The organism is Candidatus Palibaumannia cicadellinicola (genome assembly GCF_001269425.1).
In the GTDB taxonomy this organism is placed as follows: domain Bacteria; phylum Pseudomonadota; class Gammaproteobacteria; order Enterobacterales; family Enterobacteriaceae; genus Baumannia; species Baumannia cicadellinicola_A.
This window is the reverse complement of the sequence record NZ_CP011787.1, coordinates 114,847-139,369: the sequence shown is the minus strand read 5'-3', so window position 1 is coordinate 139,369 and position 24,523 is coordinate 114,847. Positions and strand designations below refer to the sequence as shown.

General features: G+C 28.4%; 20 protein-coding genes and 1 tRNA gene. 9 read left to right on the top strand and 12 right to left on the bottom strand.

Annotated features, from left to right (window positions below):
• Positions 1-11 precede the first annotated feature (11 nt).
• The 5 genes from atpG (at position 12) to glmS (ending at position 6,151) form a co-directional block, all read left to right on the top strand.
• Positions 12-875, top strand: a complete 864-nt coding sequence (atpG, locus tag AB162_RS00580) for a F0F1 ATP synthase subunit gamma (RefSeq protein WP_053096583.1) — start codon at positions 12-14, stop codon at positions 873-875.
• 29 nt (positions 876-904) lie between these two features.
• Positions 905-2,290: a F0F1 ATP synthase subunit beta gene (gene atpD, locus AB162_RS00575; protein WP_053096580.1), complete on the top strand. Its 1,386-nt coding sequence runs from the start codon at positions 905-907 to the stop codon at positions 2,288-2,290.
• Positions 2,291-2,320: 30 nt separating this feature from the next.
• A complete protein-coding gene (locus tag AB162_RS00570) occupies positions 2,321-2,749 on the top strand; it encodes a F0F1 ATP synthase subunit epsilon (RefSeq protein WP_053096578.1) in 429 nt (142 codons plus the stop codon).
• 65 nt (positions 2,750-2,814) lie between these two features.
• The gene (gene glmU, locus AB162_RS00565) at positions 2,815-4,185 is read left to right on the top strand and encodes a bifunctional UDP-N-acetylglucosamine diphosphorylase/glucosamine-1-phosphate N-acetyltransferase GlmU (protein WP_053096576.1); all 1,371 of its coding nucleotides are present in this window, start codon (positions 2,815-2,817) and stop codon (positions 4,183-4,185) included.
• Positions 4,186-4,309: 124 nt separating this feature from the next.
• On the top strand, positions 4,310-6,151 hold the full coding sequence (gene glmS, locus AB162_RS00560; protein ID WP_053096573.1) for a glutamine--fructose-6-phosphate transaminase (isomerizing): 1,842 nt from the start codon (positions 4,310-4,312) through the stop codon (positions 6,149-6,151).
• A 51-nt stretch (positions 6,152-6,202) separates the two neighbouring features.
• On the opposite strand, the gene mnmE is transcribed toward glmS, so the two are convergent.
• The 5 genes from mnmE to rpmH are packed head-to-tail and all read right to left on the bottom strand — an operon-like array spanning position 6,203 to position 9,940.
• Positions 6,203-7,576 carry a tRNA uridine-5-carboxymethylaminomethyl(34) synthesis GTPase MnmE gene (gene mnmE / locus AB162_RS00555; protein ID WP_053096571.1) on the bottom strand — a complete coding sequence of 458 codons (1,374 nt, stop codon included), beginning with the start codon at positions 7,574-7,576 and terminating at the stop codon, positions 6,203-6,205.
• 1 nt (position 7,577) lies between these two features.
• The gene (gene yidC / locus AB162_RS00550; protein WP_053096569.1) at positions 7,578-9,191 is read right to left on the bottom strand and encodes a membrane protein insertase YidC; all 1,614 of its coding nucleotides are present in this window, start codon (positions 9,189-9,191) and stop codon (positions 7,578-7,580) included.
• Between the two features lie 2 nt (positions 9,192-9,193).
• Complete coding sequence (yidD, locus tag AB162_RS00545; protein WP_053096567.1) at positions 9,194-9,451, bottom strand: membrane protein insertion efficiency factor YidD; 258 nt, start codon at positions 9,449-9,451, stop codon at positions 9,194-9,196.
• Positions 9,427-9,777 (bottom strand): ribonuclease P protein component, encoded by a 351-nt coding sequence (gene rnpA / locus AB162_RS00540; protein ID WP_053096565.1) that lies wholly within the window; start codon positions 9,775-9,777, stop codon positions 9,427-9,429. Before rnpA ends, yidD begins: the two co-directional genes overlap by 25 nt.
• Before the next feature lie 22 nt (positions 9,778-9,799).
• Positions 9,800-9,940, bottom strand: a complete 141-nt coding sequence (rpmH, locus tag AB162_RS00535; RefSeq protein WP_053096563.1) for a 50S ribosomal protein L34 — start codon at positions 9,938-9,940, stop codon at positions 9,800-9,802.
• Positions 9,941-10,136: 196 nt separating this feature from the next.
• Between rpmH and dnaA the strand changes: the two genes are divergently transcribed.
• Both dnaA and dnaN read left to right on the top strand, forming a co-directional pair.
• The gene (gene dnaA / locus AB162_RS00530) at positions 10,137-11,438 is read left to right on the top strand and encodes a chromosomal replication initiator protein DnaA (protein WP_053096561.1); all 1,302 of its coding nucleotides are present in this window, start codon (positions 10,137-10,139) and stop codon (positions 11,436-11,438) included.
• Positions 11,439-11,459: 21 nt separating this feature from the next.
• Positions 11,460-12,566: a DNA polymerase III subunit beta gene (dnaN, locus tag AB162_RS00525; RefSeq protein ID WP_053096559.1), complete on the top strand. Its 1,107-nt coding sequence runs from the start codon at positions 11,460-11,462 to the stop codon at positions 12,564-12,566.
• Positions 12,567-12,597: 31 nt separating this feature from the next.
• Here the strand turns inward: dnaN and AB162_RS00520 are convergent, their stop codons facing one another.
• Positions 12,598-13,092: a TIGR00645 family protein gene (locus AB162_RS00520; RefSeq protein ID WP_053096557.1), complete on the bottom strand. Its 495-nt coding sequence runs from the start codon at positions 13,090-13,092 to the stop codon at positions 12,598-12,600.
• Between the two features lie 357 nt (positions 13,093-13,449).
• On the opposite strand from AB162_RS00520, the gene gyrB reads away from it, so the two are divergent.
• Positions 13,450-15,849, top strand: a complete 2,400-nt coding sequence (gene gyrB, locus AB162_RS00515; RefSeq protein WP_053096556.1) for a DNA topoisomerase (ATP-hydrolyzing) subunit B — start codon at positions 13,450-13,452, stop codon at positions 15,847-15,849.
• A 49-nt stretch (positions 15,850-15,898) separates the two neighbouring features.
• Here the strand turns inward: gyrB and AB162_RS00510 are convergent, their stop codons facing one another.
• From AB162_RS00510 to AB162_RS00485, 6 genes are all read right to left on the bottom strand, one after another.
• Positions 15,899-16,903, bottom strand: a complete 1,005-nt coding sequence (locus tag AB162_RS00510) for an AI-2E family transporter (RefSeq protein ID WP_053097357.1) — start codon at positions 16,901-16,903, stop codon at positions 15,899-15,901.
• A gap of 70 nt (positions 16,904-16,973) precedes the next feature.
• Complete coding sequence (gene corA / locus AB162_RS00505) at positions 16,974-17,924, bottom strand: magnesium/cobalt transporter CorA (protein ID WP_053096554.1); 951 nt, start codon at positions 17,922-17,924, stop codon at positions 16,974-16,976.
• 191 nt (positions 17,925-18,115) lie between these two features.
• Positions 18,116-20,056 (bottom strand): DNA helicase II, encoded by a 1,941-nt coding sequence (gene uvrD / locus AB162_RS00500; protein WP_053096552.1) that lies wholly within the window; start codon positions 20,054-20,056, stop codon positions 18,116-18,118.
• Between the two features lie 49 nt (positions 20,057-20,105).
• Positions 20,106-20,822 carry a 5-amino-6-(5-phospho-D-ribitylamino)uracil phosphatase YigB gene (gene yigB / locus AB162_RS00495; protein ID WP_053096550.1) on the bottom strand — a complete coding sequence of 239 codons (717 nt, stop codon included), beginning with the start codon at positions 20,820-20,822 and terminating at the stop codon, positions 20,106-20,108.
• 1,072 nt (positions 20,823-21,894) lie between these two features.
• Complete coding sequence (locus AB162_RS00490; RefSeq protein ID WP_053096548.1) at positions 21,895-23,160, bottom strand: class I adenylate cyclase; 1,266 nt, start codon at positions 23,158-23,160, stop codon at positions 21,895-21,897.
• A 270-nt stretch (positions 23,161-23,430) separates the two neighbouring features.
• Positions 23,431-23,505, bottom strand: a tRNA-Arg gene (locus AB162_RS00485).
• Positions 23,506-23,651: 146 nt separating this feature from the next.
• On the opposite strand from AB162_RS00485, the gene folD reads away from it, so the two are divergent.
• Positions 23,652-24,512: a bifunctional methylenetetrahydrofolate dehydrogenase/methenyltetrahydrofolate cyclohydrolase FolD gene (gene folD / locus AB162_RS00480; protein WP_053096546.1), complete on the top strand. Its 861-nt coding sequence runs from the start codon at positions 23,652-23,654 to the stop codon at positions 24,510-24,512.
• Positions 24,513-24,523 lie beyond the last annotated feature (11 nt).

Below are 24,523 nucleotides of genomic sequence, written 5' to 3'. Positions count from 1 at the left end.
GAGACATTACAATGGATGGTGTAAAGGAAATACGCAATAAAATTATAAGTATTAAAAATACACAAAAAGTTACTAAAGCAATGGAAATGGTGGCAGCATCAAAAATGCGTAAATCTAATGAACGTATGTTAGCTAGTCGTCCTTATGTCGAAACAATACGTCAAGTTATTTGTAATATAACTCTAGGAAATTTAGAATATCAACATCCTTATATTAAGGAAAGAGATATAAAAAATATAGGATATTTTGTAGTATCTACTGATCGTGGTTTAGCTGGTAGTATAAATATTAACTTATTTAAAAAGTTACTAATTGATATACAAAATTGGCAAATGAAAGGTATTGAAATTCAATTAGCACTGATTGGTTGTAAAGCGGTATCTTTTTTTAATTTAATAGGAACTAAAGTTGTTGCACAAATAACTGGTATAACAGAAGTTCCTAAACTTACTGAATTAATTGGTTTAGTAAAAGTAATGTTACAAGCATATGATGAAGAACATTTGGATAGAATATATATTGTATATAATACTTTTATAAGTACTATTTCACAAGTACCAAAAATATTACAAATACTACCTATTAAAATAGATAAAAAAATAGATTTACAAATGAAATACTGGGATTATATATATGAATCAGATCCAAAAAAGTTATTAGAAATAATAATATCTCGTTATATAGAATCACAAATATATCAAAGTGTTATTGAAAATATTGCTAGTGAACAAGCAGCAAGAATGATAGCTATGAAAGCTGCAACAGATAATGGTAATAGTATTATTCAACATCTTCAACTTATTTATAATAAAGCTAGACAAAATAGTATTACTCAAGAGATCACAGAAATTATTAATGGAGCAGCGGCTGTTTAAGTAAATGGTTACTTATAAGAGGATTAAAGATGACTACTGGAAAAATTATCCAAGTTATCGGTGCTGTAGTTGACGTTGAGTTCCCACAAAATTGTGTACCAAAAGTGTATAATGCACTTGAAGTAAACACAGGAACCACTACAAGACTATTGCTAGAAGTAGAACAACAAATTAGTAGCGGTGTAGTTCGTTGTATTGCTATGGGAATTTCTGATGGATTACGTAGAGGTTTAAAAGTAACTAATTTAGAAAATACTATTACTGTACCAGTAGGACATTGTACTTTAGGTCGTATAATGAATGTACTAGGTGAACCTATAGATATGAAAGGACCAATTGGTGAAGAAACACGTTGGCCTATTCATCGTCTACCTCCTAAATATGAAGAATTAGCTGTTTCTCAAGATATATTAGAAACAGGTATTAAGGTTATTGATCTTATGTGTCCTTTTGTTAAAGGAGGTAAAATTGGTCTTTTTGGAGGTGCTGGTGTTGGTAAAACAGTAAATATGATGGAATTAATACGTAATATTGCTGTTGAACATAAAGGATACTCAGTATTTACTGGAGTCGGTGAACGTACTCGTGAAGGTAATGATTTTTATCATGAAATGATAGCTTCAAATGTTATTGATAAAGTTGCACTAGTATATGGTCAAATGAACGAACCTCCTGGTAATCGTCTAAGAGTAGCCCTTACTGGTTTAACTATAGCAGAAAAATTTCGTGATGAAGGTAGAGATATATTACTATTTATTGATAATATATATCGTTATATATTAGCAGGTACAGAAGTATCTGCGTTACTAGGTCGTATGCCTTCTGCAGTAGGTTATCAGCCAACTCTTTCAGAAGAAATGGGAGTTTTTCAGGAACGTATTAGTTCGACTAAAATAGGATCTATAACTTCTATACAAGCAGTGTATGTTCCTGCAGATGATTTAACAGATCCTGCGCCTGCAACTACATTTGCACATTTAGATGCTACTATAGTATTAAGTCGTCAAATTGCTTCCTTAGGTATTTATCCAGCAGTAGATCCACTAGAATCTACTAGTCGTCAGTTAGATCCATTAATAGTAGGGCAAGAACATTATGAAGTAGCTATGGGAGTAAAATCTATTCTACAACGTTACCAAGAATTAAAAGATATTATTGCTATATTAGGGATAGATGAACTATCAGAAGAAGATAAACTTTTAGTTTCCCGTGCCAGAAAAATACAACGTTTTTTATCACAACCTTTCTTTGTAGCAGAAGTATTCACAGGTTATTCAGGTAAATACGTATCATTGAAAGATACTATTTGTAATTTTACAGATATTATATGCGGTAAATATGATTATCTACCTGAACAAGCTTTCTACATGGTAGGTTCTATTGATGAAGCTATAACTAAAAATAAACAAATATAGTTTGATGATATATAATTCTTTAAATTAAAAATGAATATTAAAATTAACACTTATCATTTAGATGTAGTCAGTGCTGAAAAAAAAATATTTTACGGGTTAGTACAAAAAATTCAAATTACTGGTAGTGAAGGTGAGTTAGGTATTTTACCTAAACATATGCCTTTATTGACTACAATAAAGCCTGGAATGTTACGTATTGTACAAGCAAATGGTCAAGAAGAATATATTTACCTATCAGGTGGAATACTTGAAGTACAACTTAATCATGTTACTATACTAGCTGATACTGCTCTTCGTGGTGAAGATATTGATGAAGCAAAAGCAATAAAAGCTAAGCAACAAGCACAAAATAAAATGAAAAATTCACATCATGATATTAATTTTGCTAAAGCATCTGTAGAACTTGCTAAAGCTATTGCTAAGCTTAGAGTAATTGAATTAACAAAAAAATTAATGTAATTTTTATAAAAAATTAACAATATTAATTATTATTTTATTAATTAATTATAATACATTTATCAGCTATGTTAAATAAAAGTTTAAGCATAATAATTTTAGCTGCCGGTAATGGCAAAAGAATGAATTCTACTTTACCTAAAGTCTTGCATCATTTAGCTGGTAAACCTATGGTACAACATGTTATAGATACCGCTATGCAATTGAATGCTAATCGTACTTATTTAGTATATGGTAATAATAGTCTATTATTCAAAGAGCATCTTATAATCCAACCAAGTACTATCCACTGGGTAAAACAACAAGAAAAGTATGGCACAGGACATGCTGTGCAACAAGTGCTTCCTTTTTTGCAAGATAACGAAGAAGTACTGATTCTCTATGGTGACGTACCACTAATTTCACTTAAAACACTTAAACGTCTTTTAAATATACGTCCAAAGTCTGGAATTAGTATTTTAATAGCAAAAGTAGATAATCCAGATGGATATGGCAGAATTTTATCTAAAAATGGGAAAATTACCGGTATTATTGAACATCAAGATGCTAATGAACAACAAAAACTAATTAATGAAATTCATACTGGTATATTAGTTACCACTAGTAGTGATTTAAAGCATTGGATATGCCAATTAAAAAATAATAATTTTCTTAAAGAATTTTATTTAACTGATATTATTAAATTAGCATGTCAGGAAGGAAAAAAAATTAATTTTGTATATCCTGAACGACTAAGCGAGATAAAAGGAGTTAATAACTACTTAGAATTAAATATTTTAGAAAGAATTTTTCAAAAAGAACAAGCAGATAATTTATTATTAGAAGGTGTTATGTTAGCTGACCCAAATAGATTTGAACTAAGAGGAGAACTAACACATGGAAATGATATTTTTATTGATACTAATGTTATAATAGAAGGTAAAGTTACTATTGGTAACAAAGTAATAATAGGTACAGGTTGTATACTAAAAAATGTAGTAATAAGTAATAATGTAGTCATTCATCCATATACTATTATTGAAAATGCATATTTAGCTATGGAAAGTATTGTAGGTCCATTTGCTAATATTAGATCTGGTAGTAAAATTTTAAAAGGTGCTTTTGTTGGTAATTTTGTAGAAATCAAAAAATCGATACTAGGAAAAAGATCAAAAGTAGCGCATTTAAGCTACCTAGGTGATGCTACTATTGGCAAAAAAGTTAACATTGGTGCTGGTACCATCACTTGCAATTACGATGGTGCTAATAAACATAAAACAATAATTGAAGATGATGTTTTTATAGGATCAGACTGTCAACTAGTAGCGCCTATTACAATTGGTAACAGTGCTACGATTGGTGCAGGGACTACTGTTACAAGCGACGTAGCTTCTAATCAAATGATTATTAGTAGAATACGTCAGTTTCCTATTATTAACTGGCAACGACCAGTTAAATAAATTTATTACAAATCATTTTTTAGTATTATATAAATTATATATCTGTATTTTCTAATTGTAAATTAGACCACATCATCCTAATATTATTAACTAAATATATTTTGAGTAATTAGGAATAAAACTTATGTGTGGAATAATAGGTGCAGTTTCTACACGTAATATCACAGATATTTTATTAGAAGGATTACGTCAACTTGAATATCGTGGATATGATTCTGCAGGTATAGCAGTAATAAATAACCAAAATAATTTACAACTTATCCGTAAGTTGGGAAAAGTAAATATATTAGCAGAAGCTGTTAAACATAATTCATTACATGGTGGAACTGGTGTTGCACATACACGTTGGGCAACACATGGTAATCTGACAGAAATTAATGCTCATCCTCATATATCTAGTAATATTATTGTAGTTCATAATGGAATTATAGAAAATTTTCAATCATTACGTCAAAAATTATTTAAAAAAGGTTATACATGTGTGAGTGATACAGATACTGAGATAATTGCTCATTTAGTACATTTTGAACAATATCAACAAGGAGGAAAATTAGAAAAAATTATCAAAATGATTATTCCGCAATTAAGTGGTAATTATAGTATAGTTATCATGGATTGTCTTAATCCAGAATTATTAGTAGCAGTACGTTCAGGTAGTCCATTAATTATAGGATGTGGAGTTGGGGAAAATTTTATTGCTTCAGATCAACGTGCGTTATTACAAGTAACTAGTCGTTTTATATTTTTAGAAGATGGTGACATAGCTGAAATTACAAAAACCACTATAAAAATATGGAATAAAATAGGACAAATTGTAGAAAGACCTGAAACTTTGTCTAAAATAAACAATAATGAAGAATTATATCAAAAAAAAAATAATTTTTGTCATTATATGAAAAAAGAAATTTTTGAACAACCACTAGTAATAAAAAATACAATAGAAAGTCATATTAACTATGGTATGATAACTATGGCTGAATTAGGTCCAGATATTAATATATTATTTAGCAAAATAAAACATATAAAAATTATTGCATGTGGTACTTCTTATCATTCAGCAATGGTATCTCGTTATTGGTTAGAAGAATTAGCAGAATTACCATGTGATGTAGAAATAGCCTCTGAGTTTATATATCGTCAATCAATAGTACAAAAAAATAGTTTACTAATTACTATTTCTCAATCAGGTGAAACTGCTGATACATTATCAGCATTAAGATTAGCTAAAAAAATGGGTTATTTAGGATCACTAACTATTTGTAATATAGCTTCTTCTACAATAGTTAGAGAGTCAGATTTAGTATTAATTACCAATGCTGGAATAGAAATTGGTGTAGCATCAACCAAAACTTTTACTACACAATTAACTTTATTATTAATTTTTGTTGCATACATAGTTCGTCTTCGTAAGATGAATAATATACTTGAAAAAAATATTATTGAGGCTTTAGCTAATTTACCAAATCGTATAGAAAAAATATTATTATTAGATAATTATATTAAAAAATTAGCTCAAGCATTTATTAATAAAGAACATGCATTATACTTAGGTCGTGGTACGCTATATCCAATAGCGATGGAAGGAGCATTAAAACTTAAAGAAATATCTTATATTCATGCAGAAGCATATGCTGCTGGGGAGCTTAAGCATGGACCATTAGCATTAGTAGATGAGACTATGCCAGTAATTATAATAGCATCTAACAATAAATTTTTAGATAAAATTAAATTAAATATTGAAGAAGTACGTATTCGTGGTGGGCAATTATATATTTTTGCAGAACAGAACATATGTTTAACTAAAAGTAATGAGATGAAAATTATTTCATTACCTAATGTTGAAGAACTAGTTGCTCCTATATTATTTACAATCCCGATGCAAATGTTAGCATATCATATTGCTTTAATTAAGGGAACTAATGTTGATCAACCACGTAATTTAGCAAAATGTGTTACAGTAGAGTAGTGTACTTAACAAATATTAAGTAATGTGATATATAATAGATAAATAATATTTTTATTTACCAATACAAAAACGTGAAAAAATTCTTTTTAGTAAGTCATTAGAACTAAATTTACCAGTAATTTCACTAAGTGCGGTATGAGCAAGTTTTAAATCTTCTGCTAGTAATTCAATAATTTCTGGAAAAAATAATTTTTCTTTAGCTATTAAGAAATAGCTAACTGCCGTATTTAAAGCTTCTATATGGCGACTACGAGCTAAAAAATTACCTTCTATACTTAAAGAAGTATAGCCTATACTTTGTTTTAAATGTTCAATTAATATCTCTATACCATCTTCTAATAATGCTGAAATAGTAATTATTGAATACTTATTGGTGTTATTTTTTCCTATTTTTTCGTTTGATAGATCTGCTTTATTACGTACTATTGTAAATAATTTTTCGTATGTTAAACGAGATATTAATTTCTTGTATAAATTCTCCTGTTCTTCTAAATTCGTAGTACAACTATCTACTATTAGTAATATATGATCTGCCTGTTGTATTTCATGCCATGCGCGATTGATACCTATGCGTTCGACTTCATTAGTAGTTTCATCACACAACCCAGCAGTATCAATAATATTGATTGGTATTCCATCTAAGTTAATTTGTTGGCGTAATACGTCGCGTGTAGTACCTGCTATTTTAGTTACGATAGCAACATCACTACCAGTAAGTAAGTTCATAATACTAGACTTACCTACATTTGGTTTTCCGGTAATAACTATTTTGCTTCCTTCACGTAATAAACTACTTTGATGTGCTTTATTAATTAATAAGTTAATATCAGAAATAATTTGATTTAATTTGACTGATATTTTCTCTTGAGAAATAATACTTATTTCTTCTTCATCAGGAAAATCAATGTTAGCTTCTATATATAGACGTAAATTAATTATTTCTTCTATTAAATAATTAATTTTTTTAGAAAAAACTCCTTGTAATGAATTAACAGCAGCACGAGCAGCCTGTATTGAACTAGCCTCTATAATATCAGCTATAGCTTCAGCTTGTGTTAGATCAATTTTGTTATTAATAAAAGCTCTTTCAGAAAATTCACCGGGGCGAGCAATACGTATTCCAGGAAACATTAATATACGCTGTAGCAGCATCTCTAATATTACTGGACCACCATGTCCATGTAACTCTAAAATATCTTCTCCAGTAAAAGAGTTAGGACAAGGAAAATATATAGCAATTCCTTTATCTAACATTTTTCTATTTATGTCATAAAACGGTAAATATTCTGCCTGTCTTGGACTTGGTAATTTACCTAATAATTCCAATGCAACTTGTTTTGTTAAAGTACCTGAAACACGTACAATACCTACGCTACCGTATCCATGTGGCGTCGCATGAGCAATAATAGTATCTAGGGAACTCATTTTATTTTTTATCTAAATTAAAAATTCCACGTTTTTCTAAACTGCGATAAATTAGTTGCTGTTGTATAATCGTTACTAAGTTATTGATTGTATAGTACAGTACTAATCCTGATGGAAACCATAAAAAGAATATAGTAAAAATAATTGGCATAAATTTCATTATTTTTTGCTGCATTGGATCTGTAACAGTAGTAGGAGATAATTTCTGAATCAACAACATAGTAATACCCATAATTATTGGTAAAATATAATATGGATCTTGCGCTGTTAGATCTCGTATCCATAAAGCTAATGGTGCATGACGTAATTCAATAGAACCAGATAACATGTCATATAGTGCAAAAAATATAGGCATCTGAATTATAAGTGGTAAGCAGCCACCTAGTGGATTAATTTTTTCAGATTTATATAAAGCCATCAGTTCCTGACTTTGACGTTGCTTATTATCACTAAAACGTTCACGTAGTGCTTGAATTTTAGGTTGTAGCATAATCATTTTAGCCATAGAAGTGTACTGAGCTTTTGTTATCGGGTACATTATACCTCGGATAATAAAAGTAATAATAATAATAGAAAATCCCCAATTACCAATAAAGCTATGTATCAATTTTAGCAATTTAAACATAGGCTGAGAAATAAACCATAGCCAACCATAATCTACTGTTAGATCTAAATAAGGATATATAGCAGCCATATTTTCTTGTATTTTTGGCCCTAACCATAAAATCGATTTTAATTCACTAGTTTTACCAGGATCTATATAAATAGGATCAGATTTAAAGCCTATAATAACTTGTTCTTTAAGATTTTTAGAATAAAATGTATTATGTACTTTAGTTAACGGAATCCAAGCTACAGCAAAATATTGCTGCAACATTGCAATCCATCCTTTATCGCTACGAGTACTTAAATCATTATTTTGTATTTCTTGAAAACTATATTTTTTATATCTATCTTCTTGAGAAGAATAAGCTGCCCCACGATATGGTTGTAAAGAAAAATAATTACTACTATTTGTAGTCAATTTTGTAGGTAAAGATACAGATTGTTTTAACTGACCAAATAAATTAATTTCTATTGGAATAGAACTATTATTATTAATAGAATAATTAACTCTAATTGCAAAATCACCTCGTTTAAAAATAAATATTTTAGAATATTTAATTCCATCGATTGATTGATAAGTTAGTGGTACATACAGGATATTATGCTTATCATCTAAGCAATAAGTTTTTTTGTTACAATAATACATTGGACGTTGTCCATTATCTGGACCATGTTTCCCAATGAAACCACTTTGTGCTTGATAAATAAATTCATTAGAATTATCAAGCAATTGATATGGTTTTAATGAACCTAATTGGTTAGGATATGTTAATAAATATGCTTTTTCAATATCACCACCATAGGCATTAATTGCAATTAAAAAAACATCAGTTTTAACAAAAATAAGTTGTTCTTTTTTATTGTTAAAAGAATTATTAACTGTTTGTGTTTGAACATTTGATATATTTTTAATAGTAGATTGTGAATCATTGTCAGTTTGCCATATTTCCCAAATAAGATAAGAAATACACAGCAAAGCTATTACAAGAAGATTACGTGGCGAATCCATTATTAATATTCTCTTTTATTAATTTTTTTTGGTACTAGATCTACCCCGCCAGAATGCCAAGGGTGGCATTTAACTAAGCGTTTTAATATTAACCAAATACCTTGAAATATCCCAAACCTGTATATTACTTCAATACCATATTGCGAACATGTAGGCCAAAACCGGCAATTAGGTTTTAGCAATGGACTAATAACTAGTTGATAACAACGTATTATCAATAAGCTTATTAGCTTTACTAGTAGCGATAATAGCGGTGCCATAATTTTGTTAGTACTTCTCTTAGAGAATAATTATCAATCTGAACAACACCTTTTTTAGCTATAACAATAAAATCCATTAGATATATATTATGCTGATTTACACGAAAGCTCTCACGTATAATGCGTTTAATTAAGTTACGTTCATGAGAAAATTTTACATTTTTTTTAGAAATTATCATACCAAGACGAGGATAACTTCGTTTATTTATACGTCCTAAAATAGTAATATATGATATCCTAACTGATTTAGGATTGTTAAAAACAAAATCAAAATCAATAGGTTTTAATAACCTTGACTCCCTTACAAATGTTAACTTCTTTACCACCAGTATGTTTTCTTTAATTAAATTAATGAGATACTGTTAGACGTGATCGACCTTTAATACGACGGCGTGATAAAACCTTACGACCATTTTTGGTAGCTATCCTAGCACGAAAACCATGAGTTCGGTTACGTTTTAATAACGAAGGTTGAAAAGTACGTTTCATATAAATATTTACTTTATCCTATAATTACATATTATAAATAAATTTATGTATATATATACATAAGCATTATGATATTTAAAGTCTGTAGCTAACTACTTACGTTGTAAGATATGACATTAGGTAATATATATCAAAATATTAACAATATTATAGATATAATCTATATTTTTTGATGTAATTTTTATTGGAGTTTACCGTGTCACTTTCGCTTTGGCAACAATGTCTTATCCAACTACAAAATAATTTATCTATTCATGAATTTAGTATGTGGATACTTCCTTTACAGGCAGAACTGAGTAAAAAAAATGAGCTAGCGCTTTATGCTCCAAACCAAGTTGTATTAGATTGGGTACGTAATCACTATATTAATAAGATCAAAAAATTACTTTTGCATTTTTGTGGTACTAAAGCCCCTTTATTATGCTTCAAAGTAGGCAGTAAATCCCCAAACATGACAGTACTAAAAAAAGTATTATATTACAATTCATACATTAATCCTAAACATACATTTGATAATTTTATCGCAGATCAATCTAATCGTTTAGCATTGGTAGCTGCGAGAACAGTAGCTGATAATCCTGGGTTAATTTATAACCCACTATTTATATATGGACCTACTGGATTAGGGAAAACACATTTATTACATGCAGTAGGTAATAGTCTACGTCAATCTAATACTAAAGTAGTATATATACATGCTGAGCTATTTGTCAAAAGTATGGTGAAAGCACTAAAGAATAATTTAATTGACGAATTTAAAAGCTATTTGAGATCTGTAGATACAATGATTATTGATGATATTCAATTTTTTGCTAATAAAGCACGTTCACAAGAAGAATTATTTCATACTTTTAATGCCTTACTAGAAGAAAATAAACAGATTATTATAACATCAAATAGATATCCGCAGAAGATAACAGGATTAGAAGATAGATTAAAATCTCGTTTTAGTTGGGGATTAATTGTAGCTATTGAACATAAATTAAAAATTGATACTTGTGTAACTTTTCTTATTAAAAAAGCAGATGATAAACATATTTGTTTATTAGGAGAAGTAGCGGTTTTTATGGCTAATCAGTTAAATGCTAATATTAGTGAATTAGAAGGCGCTTTGAATCTTGTTATAGCTCATGCTAAATTTACTGATAGTGTGATTACAATAGATTTAGTACGAGAGGCTTTAAGAGATTACTTAAATTTAAGTAAAAAATTAGTTACTATTAATAATATACAAATAACTGTAGCAGAATACTATAAAATTAAAGTAACAGATTTATTCTCTAAAAGACGTTTCCGTTCTGTTTCACGTCCTCGTCAAATGGCAATGGCTTTATCGAAGTTATTAACTAACCATAGTTTATTAGAAATTGGTGATTTTTTTGGCGAACGTGATCATACAACTGTACTATATGCTTGCAGAAAAATTGATCAACTACGTAAAGAAAATGGTAACATGCAAGAAGATTTTTATAACTTAATTAAGATATTATCTTCTTAATTGTTAATATGTATTATTAAAATGAAATTTATTATTGAAAGAAAAAATTTACTTAAACCTCTACAACAAGTTAGTAGTAGATTAAGTGGGCGTAATCATTTACCTATTTTAGGTAATATACTTGTGCATGTTACAGAACAATATCTATTTTTAACTGGTACAAATTTAAATATAGAAATATTAGTAAGAATATTGATAACTAAAGTTGATGAACTAGGTATTACTACAGTATGTGCACGTAAATTTTTTGATATTTGTCGTTTGCTACCAGAAAGCGCCCAGTTATCAATAAAGTTAGAAAATAATATAATACTGATTAGTTCAGGTAGTAGCAGATTTTATCTTCAAACAATAGCAGCTAATAATTTTCCTAAAATAAGTAATTGGAATAGTAAAGTAGAATTTATACTTCAACAAAAAACATTAAAACATTTAATGGAAGCTACACAATTCTCTATGGCTAATCAGGATGTTCGCTATTATCTAAATGGTTTATTATTTGAAACAGAAGGAAATAAAATACGTACAGTTGCTACTGATGGATATCGGATATCTATATGTACTATTTTAGTAATGAACTTAGTTTCTTTACCTTATTGTTCTGTAATATTACCACGTAATAGTGTAATAGAATTATTAAGAATAATCGATGATAATAATAATGAAGTAATTTTTAAAATTGGTAGTAATAATATTAAAATTTATATTGGTGACTATATTATAACTTCTAAGATAATTGATGGACAATTTCCAAATTTTAATCATATTTTTACTAAAAAAACTAATAAAACTATGCAAGTATCTTGTAAGTTGCTTAAACAAGCTTTAACACGTGTTGCTATTTTATCACACGATAAATTTCATAGTGTTACATTTAATATGTATAACAATAAATTAAAAATTACTACAAATAATATAGAAAAAGAAGAGGCAGAAGAAATTTTAGATGTCTTATATCAAGATGAAGAATTTGAAATTAGCTTTAATATTAATTATATTTTAGATGTACTTAAAGTTTTGCAATGTAATAAAGTTTTTTTTAAATTTTCTGATAAAATATCATGTGTAAAAATTGAAGATTGTATTAATAATATGTCAGTTTATTTTGTAATGCCAATCCAATTATAATATCTAATATTTATATAAATAGATATTATTACTAATTTTTAGTTTTGCTCATTTTATCAATATAGGCCATACCAAAAGCAGAAAGCACAAATGCTAAATGAATAATAACACACCACATAATTTTATTATCTGTTGTTCTCTCAGCTTCCATAAAAATACGTAACAGATGTACAGAAGAAATAGCAACAATAGAAGAGGCAACCTTATTTTTTATGGAATTAACATCCATTTTTCCCATCCAATTTAATCGTTTTTTGTTATTATCATAACTCATCTGTAATATAAAATTTTCATATCCTGAAAACATTACCATAACTAGTAATCCACCAACAAGTGCTATATCTATCATAGATAATACAATTAAGATTAAATTAGATTCAGGCATAGAAAAAATATTAGGGATAAACTGAATAATTTCATGAAAAAATTTTAAAGTTAATAAGATAAAACCAAAAGACAGTCCTATATAAACAGGAAATAAAAGCCATCTAGATTCATAGATAATTTTTTCTATTAATCTATACATTTCTAATCCTTAGAAAAATATTTTATAATAACTAAAAAATATAAAGTTAATAAATTTATATTGAGTAAAAATTATTAAAGTGTTAAATAAACATAATAAATATTATTGATTACAAATATATAAATATTATAATCAAAAATTAGTCAATAAACCAAGAATTAATTTTAATAAAAATATAAATTTGTATTAAATTAATATAATTAATTATATTGACAATATATATTATTTATTGATAACCTATTATATAGGTTTTACTAAGTAAAACTTTTAAAAAATTAATTATATTAAGTAATATACTTATATATAAAAATACTAAATTAAATTAGTTTTTAGTAACTATATAATTAGGAAGATTGGATGTCTAATTATTATGACTCTTCAAGTATAAAAGTTCTTAAAGGACTAGACGCTGTACGTAAACGTCCAGGAATGTATATTGGTGATACTGATGATGGTACTGGATTACATCATATGGTATTTGAAGTTGTTGATAATGCGATTGATGAAGCTCTGGCTGGTTATTGTAAAGAAATATTAGTAATTATTCACAATGATAACTCTATATCTGTTCAAGATAATGGTAGAGGAATTCCTACTGACTTACATACAGAAGAACAAATTTCGGCAGCAGAATTAATTATGACAGTATTACATGCTGGTGGTAAATTTGACGATAATTCCTATAAAGTATCAGGTGGATTACATGGTGTTGGAATATCGGTAGTAAATGCGTTATCAGAAAAACTTGAACTAATAATAAAACGTGAAGGAAAAATACATCAGCAAAATTATTTTTCTGGAGTCCCGCAATATCCATTGACTGTAATAGGCAATACAACAAAAACTGGTACTACTGTACGTTTTTGGCCTAATTATAGAATTTTTACAAAAAATAAAGAATTTAAATACGAAATTTTAGCTAAAAGATTACAAGAGCTATCTTTTCTTAATTCTGGTCTTTCTATTATATTAAATGATCAAAGAAATAATAAAAAAGAATATTTTCATTATAAAGGTGGTATTAAAGCTTTTATTGAATTTTTAAATAAAAATAAAAATCCAATTCATCCTAATATTTTTTATTTTTCTACTAAAAAATATGGTATTCATGTAGAAATAGCCCTTCAGTGGAATGAAAGTTTTCAAGAAAATATTTACTGCTTTACAAATAATATTCCACAGCCAAATGGTGGAACTCATTTAGCTGGTTTTCGTGCAGCTATGACTCGTACAATTAACTGTTATCTTGAAAAAGAAGGTTACCACAAAAAAACTAAAGTTATTGCTACTGGTGATGACGCCCGTGAAGGTTTAATGGCAGTATTATCTCTTAAGATAAAAGATCCAAAATTTTCTTCTCAAACAAAAGATAAGTTAGTGTCTTCAGAAGTAAAAGCATCAGTTGAATCGTTGATAAACGAACTATTTATTGAATATTTACTAGAGCATCCTAATGATGCAAAAATTATAGTAAGCAAAATTATTGATGCAGCTCGTGCCCGCGAAGCAGCACGCAAAGCAAGAGAAATAACACGTCGTAAAGGAGCATTAGATATAGCTGGTTTACCAGGTAAACTAGCTGATTGTCAAGAAAGAGATCCAATGCGTTCAGAACTATATTTAGTAGAAGGTGATTCTGCTGGTGGTTCTGCCAAACAAGGTCGTAATCGTAAAAATCAAGCTATACTACCGCTTAAGGGTAAAATACTTAATGTTGAGAAAGCTAGTGTAGATAAGATGCTCTCTTCTAATGAATTAGCGACATTAATTACAGCACTGGGTTGTGGCATTGGTCGTGATGATTTTAACCTAAATAAATTACGTTATAATACTATTATTATAATGACTGATGCTGATGTTGATGGTTCTCATATCCGTACCTTATTACTGACTTTTTTTTATCGTCATATGCCAGAAATAATTAATAAAGGTCATGTTTTTATTGCTCAGCCGCCGCTTTATAAGGTAAAAAAAGGTACAAAAGAGCAGTATATTCAAAATAATGATGCTCTAGAACAATATCAAATAACACTCGCTATAAAAGAAGCTAAATTCTATTCAAGTATGCAGACTTTATCTGGAATAAAACTAAAAAATTTAGTAATAGAGTATTACCTAGTACAAAAAATTATCAAAAATATTGAGCACAGATTTCCTCGTATTTTACTAAAACATTTAATGTATCATCCAATGCTAAAACAAACTGATATGAAAAATTCAGTTATAGTTCTTAACTGGATAAATTTACTATTGCAAGTCATTAATAAGAATGGTATTTATTATACTGGTAAGGTACAAGAAAATAGTGAATTACTACTATTCGAACCGATAATTTTTGTTAATACTAAAGGTATAGAAAAATATTATTTACTAGACTTAGATTTCATTAATAGTAATGAATACATAAAATTAACAAAATTAGGAGAAAAATTAAATAATTTAATAAAGCCTAATACTTATATTGAGCGTGGTGAACGTCGTCAGTTAGTAAACACTTTTGAACAAGCGATAGAATGGCTAGTAAAAGATTCTCTTCGTGGTCTTACAATACAGCGATATAAAGGTCTAGGAGAAATGAATCCTGAGCAATTATGGGAAACAACTATGGATCCAGAACGTCGTAATTTACTACGTGTTACAGTACAAGATGCTATTGCTGCTGATTATATTTTTTCTACTTTAATGGGCGATGCCGTAGAACCTAGGCGGATATTTATTGAAAATAATGCGCTTCAAGTAACTAATATAGATATATAATTTATAAAATATAAAAGCAAAGCTAACTTAACTATATATAAAAAATTAATTATATTAATTCCTGTGCACGTAATTCATTTTTTAGATATGCATAGTAAATTGGTGCAGCTATTAAACCATCTATGCCAAAAGCAGCTTCAGAAATAAGCATAGCCAATAATAGTTCCCAAGCTTTAGCCTGAATGCTATTTCCAACTATTTCTGCATTGATAAAATATTCTAGTTTGTGGATAAATATTAAGTATATCATCATAAATCCGCCAACAGTTAAAGAGACAGAAAAAGCTGAAATAATTATCATGAAGTTAGATATTAAATTACCAATCATTGGTAATAAACCAAAAATAAAAGTTAAAATAATTAGCGTCTTACCTAGCGGGAGCTTTAAACCTAAAATAGGTAAAATCATTAGTAAAATGATGGAGGTTAATACAGTATTAACTAATGAAACTTTTATTTGGGCAAACACTATATTACGAAAAGCTTTAGAAAAATAACGTAATCGCATTACTAACTGATGGATAAAATAAGTACTACTATTTGATGATTGATGTAATGATATCAAGATTCCTAGTATAATACCTATAAAAATAGTTATCATAGTATGTAGAATACTACTACTTATAGTATGAATATTAACTAAGTTAGACTCAATTAGTGAAATCATTTTATGATGTAAATCTTCTGTACTTTTTGGTAAAAAAATAGTAGATAAACAATCTGGGATACGATTTTGTATATTAGCAAAAATACTATTAATTTCTGCCAGTATATCGATACTACTTTGTATATCATTAGTAATAAAATTTAATATTCTAATTATTCCTAATGTCATTATTATTACTAAAAAAATAGTAATAATTGCAACTACAAATAAACGTGCACTCCCGATACCTACTATACGCTCAAACCATGGAGTAAGTGATATAATTACCTCATATGCTAGAAATCCAGCAATAAAACAGGGAAATAAATGTAACGGGATTATAGCTATAAGAAACCACCACATTACTAAATAAGAAATTAATTGCAAATATGGTTTACTTATAACAATAGTCATAATGTATGATATCCTATAATGTATAGAAAAATATTTTTTTTAGAATGATATTCTATAATTATGTTTATAACCAGTTACGGCGCTTAAAGTATAAGTATGGAGCAATTCCAGCAAGAATCATCATAATAATGGCTCCTGGATAACCTAAAGACCACTTTAATTCAGGCATGAAATCAAAATTCATCCCATAGCTAGATGCTACTAGTGTTGGTGGTAAAAAAATTACTGATACTAATGAAAATATTTTTATAATTCTATTTTGTTCAATATTAATGAATCCCATTGCAGCTTGCATAAGAAAGTTTACTTTTTGGAATAAAGATTCATTATGGGGTAATAATGAATCAATATCTCTAAGAATTTCCTTAGCTTTATCTAATTGATCTATAGCTAATTTAGCTTTACGAACTAAAAAATTAAGTGCTCGTTGAGTATCCATTAAACATATTCGTACTTTCCAGCCTATATCTTCTAGCTCAGCTAAAGTAGCTAGTGCATGATCATATTCATCACCTTGTTGACCATCCATAATAACTCTACTCAGTGCTTCTAAATCACTATATATATTTTCTGTTTTGTCTGCTAGTTGTTCTATTTTTGTCTCAAACAGATCTAAAAACAATGCATAAGCATTACTTTCGATGAAAGTATGACTACGTGTACGCATACGATAAAGACGAAAAGCTGGTAACTCACGTTCCCGTAAAGTATAGAGTCTGTTTTCACGGATGGTAAAAGCTACTGTTGCATTACCAGCGTGATCTTCAGCATCAGCATAGAAAAAAAAAGAGTGAATATGTAGACCTTCTTCATCCTCAAAAAAACGCGCGGAGGCCTCAATATCTTCTAGTTCTAGACGTGTGGCTAAGTTTTGACCTAATTCCTGCTGTATTCTATTACGCTCATCATCACTAGGTTCAACTAAATCTATCCATACTGATTTAACCAAAATTCCAGGTATATCAGTATCACAACGCGATAACCTGTTATTATTCAGTTGAAATGCGTTCAGCATACGCCTATTATCCTTAATGATAACAAACTAAAAATACATCAATTAGAACATGATCAGCTAACTACTTCTACTATGTTAGAAGTATATATAATTACTAGTCGTAAAAATACTGTAAATATTTTTTAAATTATAGCATAATATTTATTTATAACTTTAAATAGCTATTTTGACATAGACTGTTTTTAGTAAATTTATTTATAATTTAATTGTTCTAAGCATTGTTTAGGTAATTCACTGATAAAACGTGAGCGACGACGATAAGCTTCCTGACCATATAGATAACGTTTTTTAGCATAAGTAATAGTTAGTTTTTTCATTGCTCTAGTAACTCCTACATAAGCTAAACGTCGCTCTTCTTCGATATTTTTCTGTTCATTAAGAGCTTGTTGGCTAGGAAAAATTCCCTCTTCCATCCCAACGATAAATACTTGCTTAAATTCTAAACCTTTAGCAGAATGTATTGTCATTAGTTGTACAGCATCTTTAGGAAACATTTGTTTATCTATAGTCTCTTCTAGAGCAACATGGGACAAAAAAGCTTGTAACGGTAGCATATCTTTGTCTTCGTAGTAAAATTGCTTAGCTGCCGTAATAAGTTCTTCAATATTTTTAATACGAGCCTGATCTTTATCGCCTATTTCTTTTTGATACATAGCCAATAAGCCAGATTTTTGTATTACTAATTGAGTCTGCATATGTAATGGTAAATTGGCTGTATCTCTCTCTAATTCATTTATTAGAGTAATAAAATTTTGCATAGCTAAAGATAATTTATTAGAGATCATTCTCTCATTTATTAACACTAAACTAGCCTGCCATAATGTGAGTTGTCTATTACAGGCTATATTACGTAATTTTTCTATAGTTCTTAGACCTATGCCACGAATAGGTATATTAATTATACGTTCATAAGCAGCATCATTATTTTTATTAGAAATTAACTGCAAATAAGCTAGTACATTTTTAACTTCTTGACGTTCGAAAAAACGCATACCACCATATATATGGTAAGGGATTTTCATATTGATTAGTGATTCTTCTATCACTCTTGATTGTGCATTATTACGATATAGAATTGCGCACTCTTGGAGTAAACCACCATTTTTTTTGTTAATTTTAATGCAATTAATGACAAATTTTGCCTCGTCTAGTTCATTAAGAGCGCAGTATATAGTAATTTGTTCTCCTACTGCATTGTTTGTCCAAAGATTTTTAGTAATTCTACTACCAATATTATTAGCGATTAATTGATTAGCTGCATATAAAATATTACTAGTAGAGCGGTAGTTTTGTTCCAAGCAGATAATTTTTACTTTAGGAAAATCATTAATAAAACGCTGTATATTTTCTACTTGCGCCCCCCTCCAACGATAAATGGACTGATCATCATCACCAACAATTGTGACATTACCTTTATTACCTGCTAACATTCTAATCCAGTAGTACTGAATATTATTTGTGTCTTGAAATTCATCTACTAAAATCGTAGTAAATTTATTACGATAATATTGCATTATATTACTATTATTTATTAGCATCTCATAAACTCTTAGTATTAATTCAGCAAAATCTACTAGTCCAGTATTATTACATATCTCCTGGTAAATTTTGTAAATACTAAACCAAGTTTCTTCAAACTTGTTATAATAATTATTAATATTGTTTGGACGCCTACCTTCATCTTTGTTTTTGTTTATATACCACATAGCTTGACATGGTTGCCATGTTGTCTCATCTAAATTAAGGTAACGAATAATATTTTTTACTAATTTTAGTTGATCTTCGCTATCGATAACTTGAAAATTTTTAGGTAAATGAGCATTAATATAGTTTATCCGTAGAATACGGTATGCTAAGCTATGAAACGTTCCTATCCACATTCCAGAAGAATGATCACCTATTATATTTTCTATTCTACTACGCATCTCCTCTGCTGATTTATTAGTAAAAGTTACTGCTAAAATAGAAGATGGCAAACAATTTTTTACTGAAATTAACCATGCAATACGATGTGCAATCACTCTAGTTTTACCACTACCGGCACCAGCTATTACCATAATATTACCTATTGGTGCTGAGACAGCTTTTCTTTGTTGATTATTTAAACTATTCAATAGACCAGAAATATGCATATTGCAGATTACCTTTTATATTATTTTTAAAAAATATAATAAATATTAATTATAGTAATTGTTCTAAAGATACTAACCTAGATATTTCAATATGTGGTAATAATGTAGTATTTACTATTTGCCTAATATTACTACTAGAATTGTTAATCCAACAAGCTTGCATACCGCAACCAATAGCACCATTTATATCTGCATATAAATCATCACCTACATGTAAAATATTTATTAATGGTAATTTTAATAATCTTGCTGCCGATTGGTACATATCTTTATAAGGTTTAGCGCGTCCATTGCGGCCAGCGCGTAAAACATAGCTAAAATAACCTGATAATCCAAAAGCAGTAGGGTCTGCATTACCGTTAGTAATTGCTATTAATGGCCAATTGCTACTAAGTTTAGTTAATATGCTATGTGTAGTAGACGAAACTGTAATTTTATTACGCCAGTATAGAACCATATTAATAGTATTATTAGCACCATAATATGCTTGACTTTCACTTAGACCAGCATTAAGCATAACTTGCTTAATTGAACGCCAGCGCCAATATGTTACATCATGATAAATCTCCGGCTCAATTTTACGTAGTTCTTGGTGCACACTTTGGTAAGTGTCAAGTGTTAGTCCTTGTAGCGCTGGATGATACTTTTGCAAAAATATTATTAGCTCCTGCTCAGTACGTGTAATCACAGCTGTATTATCATATAATGTATTATCTAGATCAAAAGTTAATGCACGTAAAGAATGTAAACATCGATAAAAATACATTATATTTTCCTTTTTTTATTTTTAATATCATTGCAAGCAAGGCTATTGCTTAGTAGATAGGTAGGTAAATAGTTATTATTTATATATAATATTAAAAAAAAAATATTAATTTAATGGACAAAACCAAAAGTGGGTTACTGTTATTGTAAAGTAAGATTTTTATAAATAAATTATAAAATGGTTAAGACAAATTGCTACTGCTGCACAGGCGCCACTACAACTCCAACTATCCGTTTAAACTTACTTAGTAGTATTTTTTATATGTTTATAATCTGCATAAATAAAACTAATATTGGCTATTTATATAAATAGCTTATATTGTTATAGTATGTATATCACTAATAAAAGCAATAGGCGTCCTATATAAATTATAAACTATAATTACGCCATGTTGATTATCAATAGATACAAAATGACAAAAAATATAATTTTTATATGTATGCATAATGTATTTTTTATATTTACTAGTTGCAAAAAATTAAATTTTATTTAGTTAAATTTTTTTTTCCCATATTTACACTGATAATATAATTTTATATCACTGTAAGTACGACCAGTTAAATTTTAGTACTAACTTATATTTAAGTTTTATTAGTTAAGTTTTTTATAAGTACTAAAAGTGCAAAACGGCGAGCGCCGTTACAACATGGTTATACTTCGCTACCTACCATCAGCATTAACAATACTATAATTGAAATATACTGCAGGATTATTAGGTAGTTTAACTATTAGTCGTTGATCAACTCCTACTAATCTTTTAGGAGAGTATAAGAAGATGATAAAAAAATTTTTTTTTCACTAAGTCTACAACAATAAAGTCATTACCGAGACTATGCATTTTATATAACTGCAGATATCACTCCCTGCTATAGTTGGTTGAGTTAAATAACTTATTTTATTTATTAAAAAATATAAACATACATATATATCTTATATATAATCATAAAATATATATAACAAATTTATATAAATATTTTACTTATAAAAGATATTAAAAGATATTAACTGTTAATTAATTTATAAAAATTTAAATAAACATTTAATTAATATTGTTTTCTTATAAAACTTAATACTAAGTGCATTGTTTTTTTTTAATTAAAAACATCAGTTTATGATAGCTATGTATCATAGCATCTAATAATTCTTCATTAATTTCTATATTTTTTCTATTAACATTTATATAATTATCTAGCATACGTACACGTTCGAAGTTCCAACCCCAATTCTTAACAAGGTTCATCATAATTTTACGTCGCCAATTAATACTACTACTAGATAGGCTGGTAGATAATTGTTCACTAACTTTTAAATAGAAACAACGGCGAACTAGGTCAAGCCTAGTTAAATCATTAATTTGATATAAGTAGTATGTAATTCTATCTAGCAGCATACAATATGGATCAAAATAGTATAAAATTTTTTTATTATTATGCAGCAAACGCTTGATATGCATGGCTAAGAGTTTGGGATTTGGATACTCCCAAGAATATGCTTCCAAAAGTAGCATTTTTAATACTGATTTATAGGGATAATAAATGCTTTTATGTAACTGATATCTACTAGCATATAAGTAATTATTAATAGATATAGTTCCAATTTTACCTAAATCAAACCATTCTTGATGGCTAAAAATACCATTTTTGTATAGTGATAATATATATTTATCATAGTTAGGTTCTTCCTCAATTGGTACTATATTCCAAATAATTTTTTTACCACTCATATGTACAGCAGTACGATAGAATTCTTCTAGTACAAAAATATTATTTATAACAAGATAGCTATCACTATTAATATCTTTGTTTTCAATAAAACTATTTTCTTCTAAAATAAATAAATGTAAATTTACTCCTTTATTAGTAGCAGCCCATTCTTTAATTAGAGCGCATTTAATATGTAGCTTTGTACGTTCTTCATTATTAAGCCAAGATTGATAAAAGACCCAAATATCTATATCTGAATTATTATTTTGTCCTATAGATGAAGTACTACCCATTGAGTAAACGCTAGTAATAGGCTTTTCACTATTGGTATTAACAAATTCACTATCAGTATTTAGTATTTTATATAAAAAAATTTTATGGTGTTTCTCTAATGTAAATAAACATATACCGTGTGGTACGGTACTATCTAAATATCCTGGAAGCAGATGATGATTACAATGTAATAAAGTAGGTACTATACTATACACATATTGAAAATTAGGCTTCATTGTTACTAAAGCCCTATTAATACGAAGTACATTGAGAGTATCGCATCTTTGTTTTATTATATTGATTTTATCGAATAATATGTCTGAGCTAATTTTATTATTTTCATCATAATAATTATTTTTCATTTATTCCTACTTAACTAAAGATTAAGTGAAAAAATTTTTATGTATATAGTGAAAATTTTTTTAATGTTTACATGTGACTTTATTTTATAATTTTTATATAAAAAGTAGTATCAATTAACTAATTAACTGAGGTATTGTATGTTATGTGGTAATATATAATATATAAATATTATCTTAAGAAACAGTTATTTACTTACTGCTTGCTGTTGAGTACTTGCTGTTAAGTAATAAAAATAATTACTATCAGTTTAGTCTAAGTATTATATAGAGTACGCCCTATAGGACTTGAACCTATGACCTACGGCTTAGAAGGCCGTTGCTCTGATCCTACTGAGCTAAGGGCGCATGATAGATATAGATCTATATATTATAATTATCTATTATGTATTATTTATATTAATTTATGATGTTATTTTTATTATACCTAGGCTAACTATTTAGTCAATTGCTTTTATATTATTAACTATTAACATTATGGATAATTTATTAAAATGGTTGCAAAAATAATTGATGGTAAAAAAGTTGCTAGGAACATTATAAGTGAAGTTAAACAACTTGTAGAAATACGTGTACAGTCAGGAAAAACTGCACCATGTCTAGCTGTAGTACTAGTTGGTTGTAATTCAGCTTCAAAAATTTATGTTGCTAATAAACGCAAAGCATGTGAAGAAGTCGGTTTTATCTCTCGTTATTATGATTTACCAAATACTGTAAAAGAATCTGAATTATTATTTTTGATTGATCAATTAAATGCTGATAATAGGGTAGATGGAGTACTAGTACAGTTACCATTACCAGCAGGGATTAATAATAGGAGTGTTTTAGAGCGTATTGCTCCTAATAAAGATGTTGATGGTTTTAACCCATATAATATTGGTCGCCTATGTCAACGCGCACCTAGACTACGTCCTTGTACCCCGCGTGGCATTATAACACTACTTGAAAAATATAATATTAATACCGTTGGTATGAATGCTGTGGTTGTAGGTGCTTCAAATATAGTTGGTAGACCTATGGGTATGGAACTCTTGTTAGCTGGGTGTACTGTTACTATTACGCATCGTTTAACTCGTGATTTACCGCAGCATATAAATAATGCTGATTTACTAGTAGTTGCGGTAGGTCAAGCTAGTTTTATTCCTGGTAACTGGATAAAAAAAGATGCTGTAGTGATCGATGTAGGTATTAACTGTCTTAAAAATGGTAAATTAGTAGGTGATATAGAGTTTTTATCAGCTGTAGAACGTGCTGCTTATATTACTCCTGTTCCTGGAGGAGTAGGACCGATGACAGTGGCTACACTTATGCAAAACACTTTACAGGCTTGTGAAGAAATGACCTACACCTACTAAAGTAAAGTATG

Bases quoted from the DNA above. Each gene is read 5' to 3' on its own strand.
- atpG (WP_053096583.1), top strand. From the start codon at position 12: ATGGATGGTGTAAAGGAAATACGCAATAAAATTATAAGTATTAAAAAT.
- atpD (WP_053096580.1), top strand. From the start codon at position 905: ATGACTACTGGAAAAATTATCCAAGTTATCGGTGCTGTAGTTGACGTT.
- AB162_RS00570 (WP_053096578.1), top strand. From the start codon at position 2,321: ATGAATATTAAAATTAACACTTATCATTTAGATGTAGTCAGTGCTGAA.
- glmU (WP_053096576.1), top strand. From the start codon at position 2,815: ATGTTAAATAAAAGTTTAAGCATAATAATTTTAGCTGCCGGTAATGGC.
- glmS (WP_053096573.1), top strand. From the start codon at position 4,310: ATGTGTGGAATAATAGGTGCAGTTTCTACACGTAATATCACAGATATT.
- mnmE (WP_053096571.1), bottom strand. From the start codon at position 7,576: ATGAGTTCCCTAGATACTATTATTGCTCATGCGACGCCACATGGATAC.
- yidC (WP_053096569.1), bottom strand. From the start codon at position 9,191: ATGGATTCGCCACGTAATCTTCTTGTAATAGCTTTGCTGTGTATTTCT.
- yidD (WP_053096567.1), bottom strand. From the start codon at position 9,451: ATGGCACCGCTATTATCGCTACTAGTAAAGCTAATAAGCTTATTGATA.
- rpmH (WP_053096563.1), bottom strand. From the start codon at position 9,940: ATGAAACGTACTTTTCAACCTTCGTTATTAAAACGTAACCGAACTCAT.
- dnaN (WP_053096559.1), top strand. From the start codon at position 11,460: ATGAAATTTATTATTGAAAGAAAAAATTTACTTAAACCTCTACAACAA.
- AB162_RS00520 (WP_053096557.1), bottom strand. From the start codon at position 13,092: ATGTATAGATTAATAGAAAAAATTATCTATGAATCTAGATGGCTTTTA.
- gyrB (WP_053096556.1), top strand. From the start codon at position 13,450: ATGTCTAATTATTATGACTCTTCAAGTATAAAAGTTCTTAAAGGACTA.
- corA (WP_053096554.1), bottom strand. From the start codon at position 17,924: ATGCTGAACGCATTTCAACTGAATAATAACAGGTTATCGCGTTGTGAT.
- uvrD (WP_053096552.1), bottom strand. From the start codon at position 20,056: ATGCATATTTCTGGTCTATTGAATAGTTTAAATAATCAACAAAGAAAA.
- yigB (WP_053096550.1), bottom strand. From the start codon at position 20,822: ATGTATTTTTATCGATGTTTACATTCTTTACGTGCATTAACTTTTGAT.
- AB162_RS00490 (WP_053096548.1), bottom strand. From the start codon at position 23,160: ATGAAAAATAATTATTATGATGAAAATAATAAAATTAGCTCAGACATA.
- folD (WP_053096546.1), top strand. From the start codon at position 23,652: ATGGTTGCAAAAATAATTGATGGTAAAAAAGTTGCTAGGAACATTATA.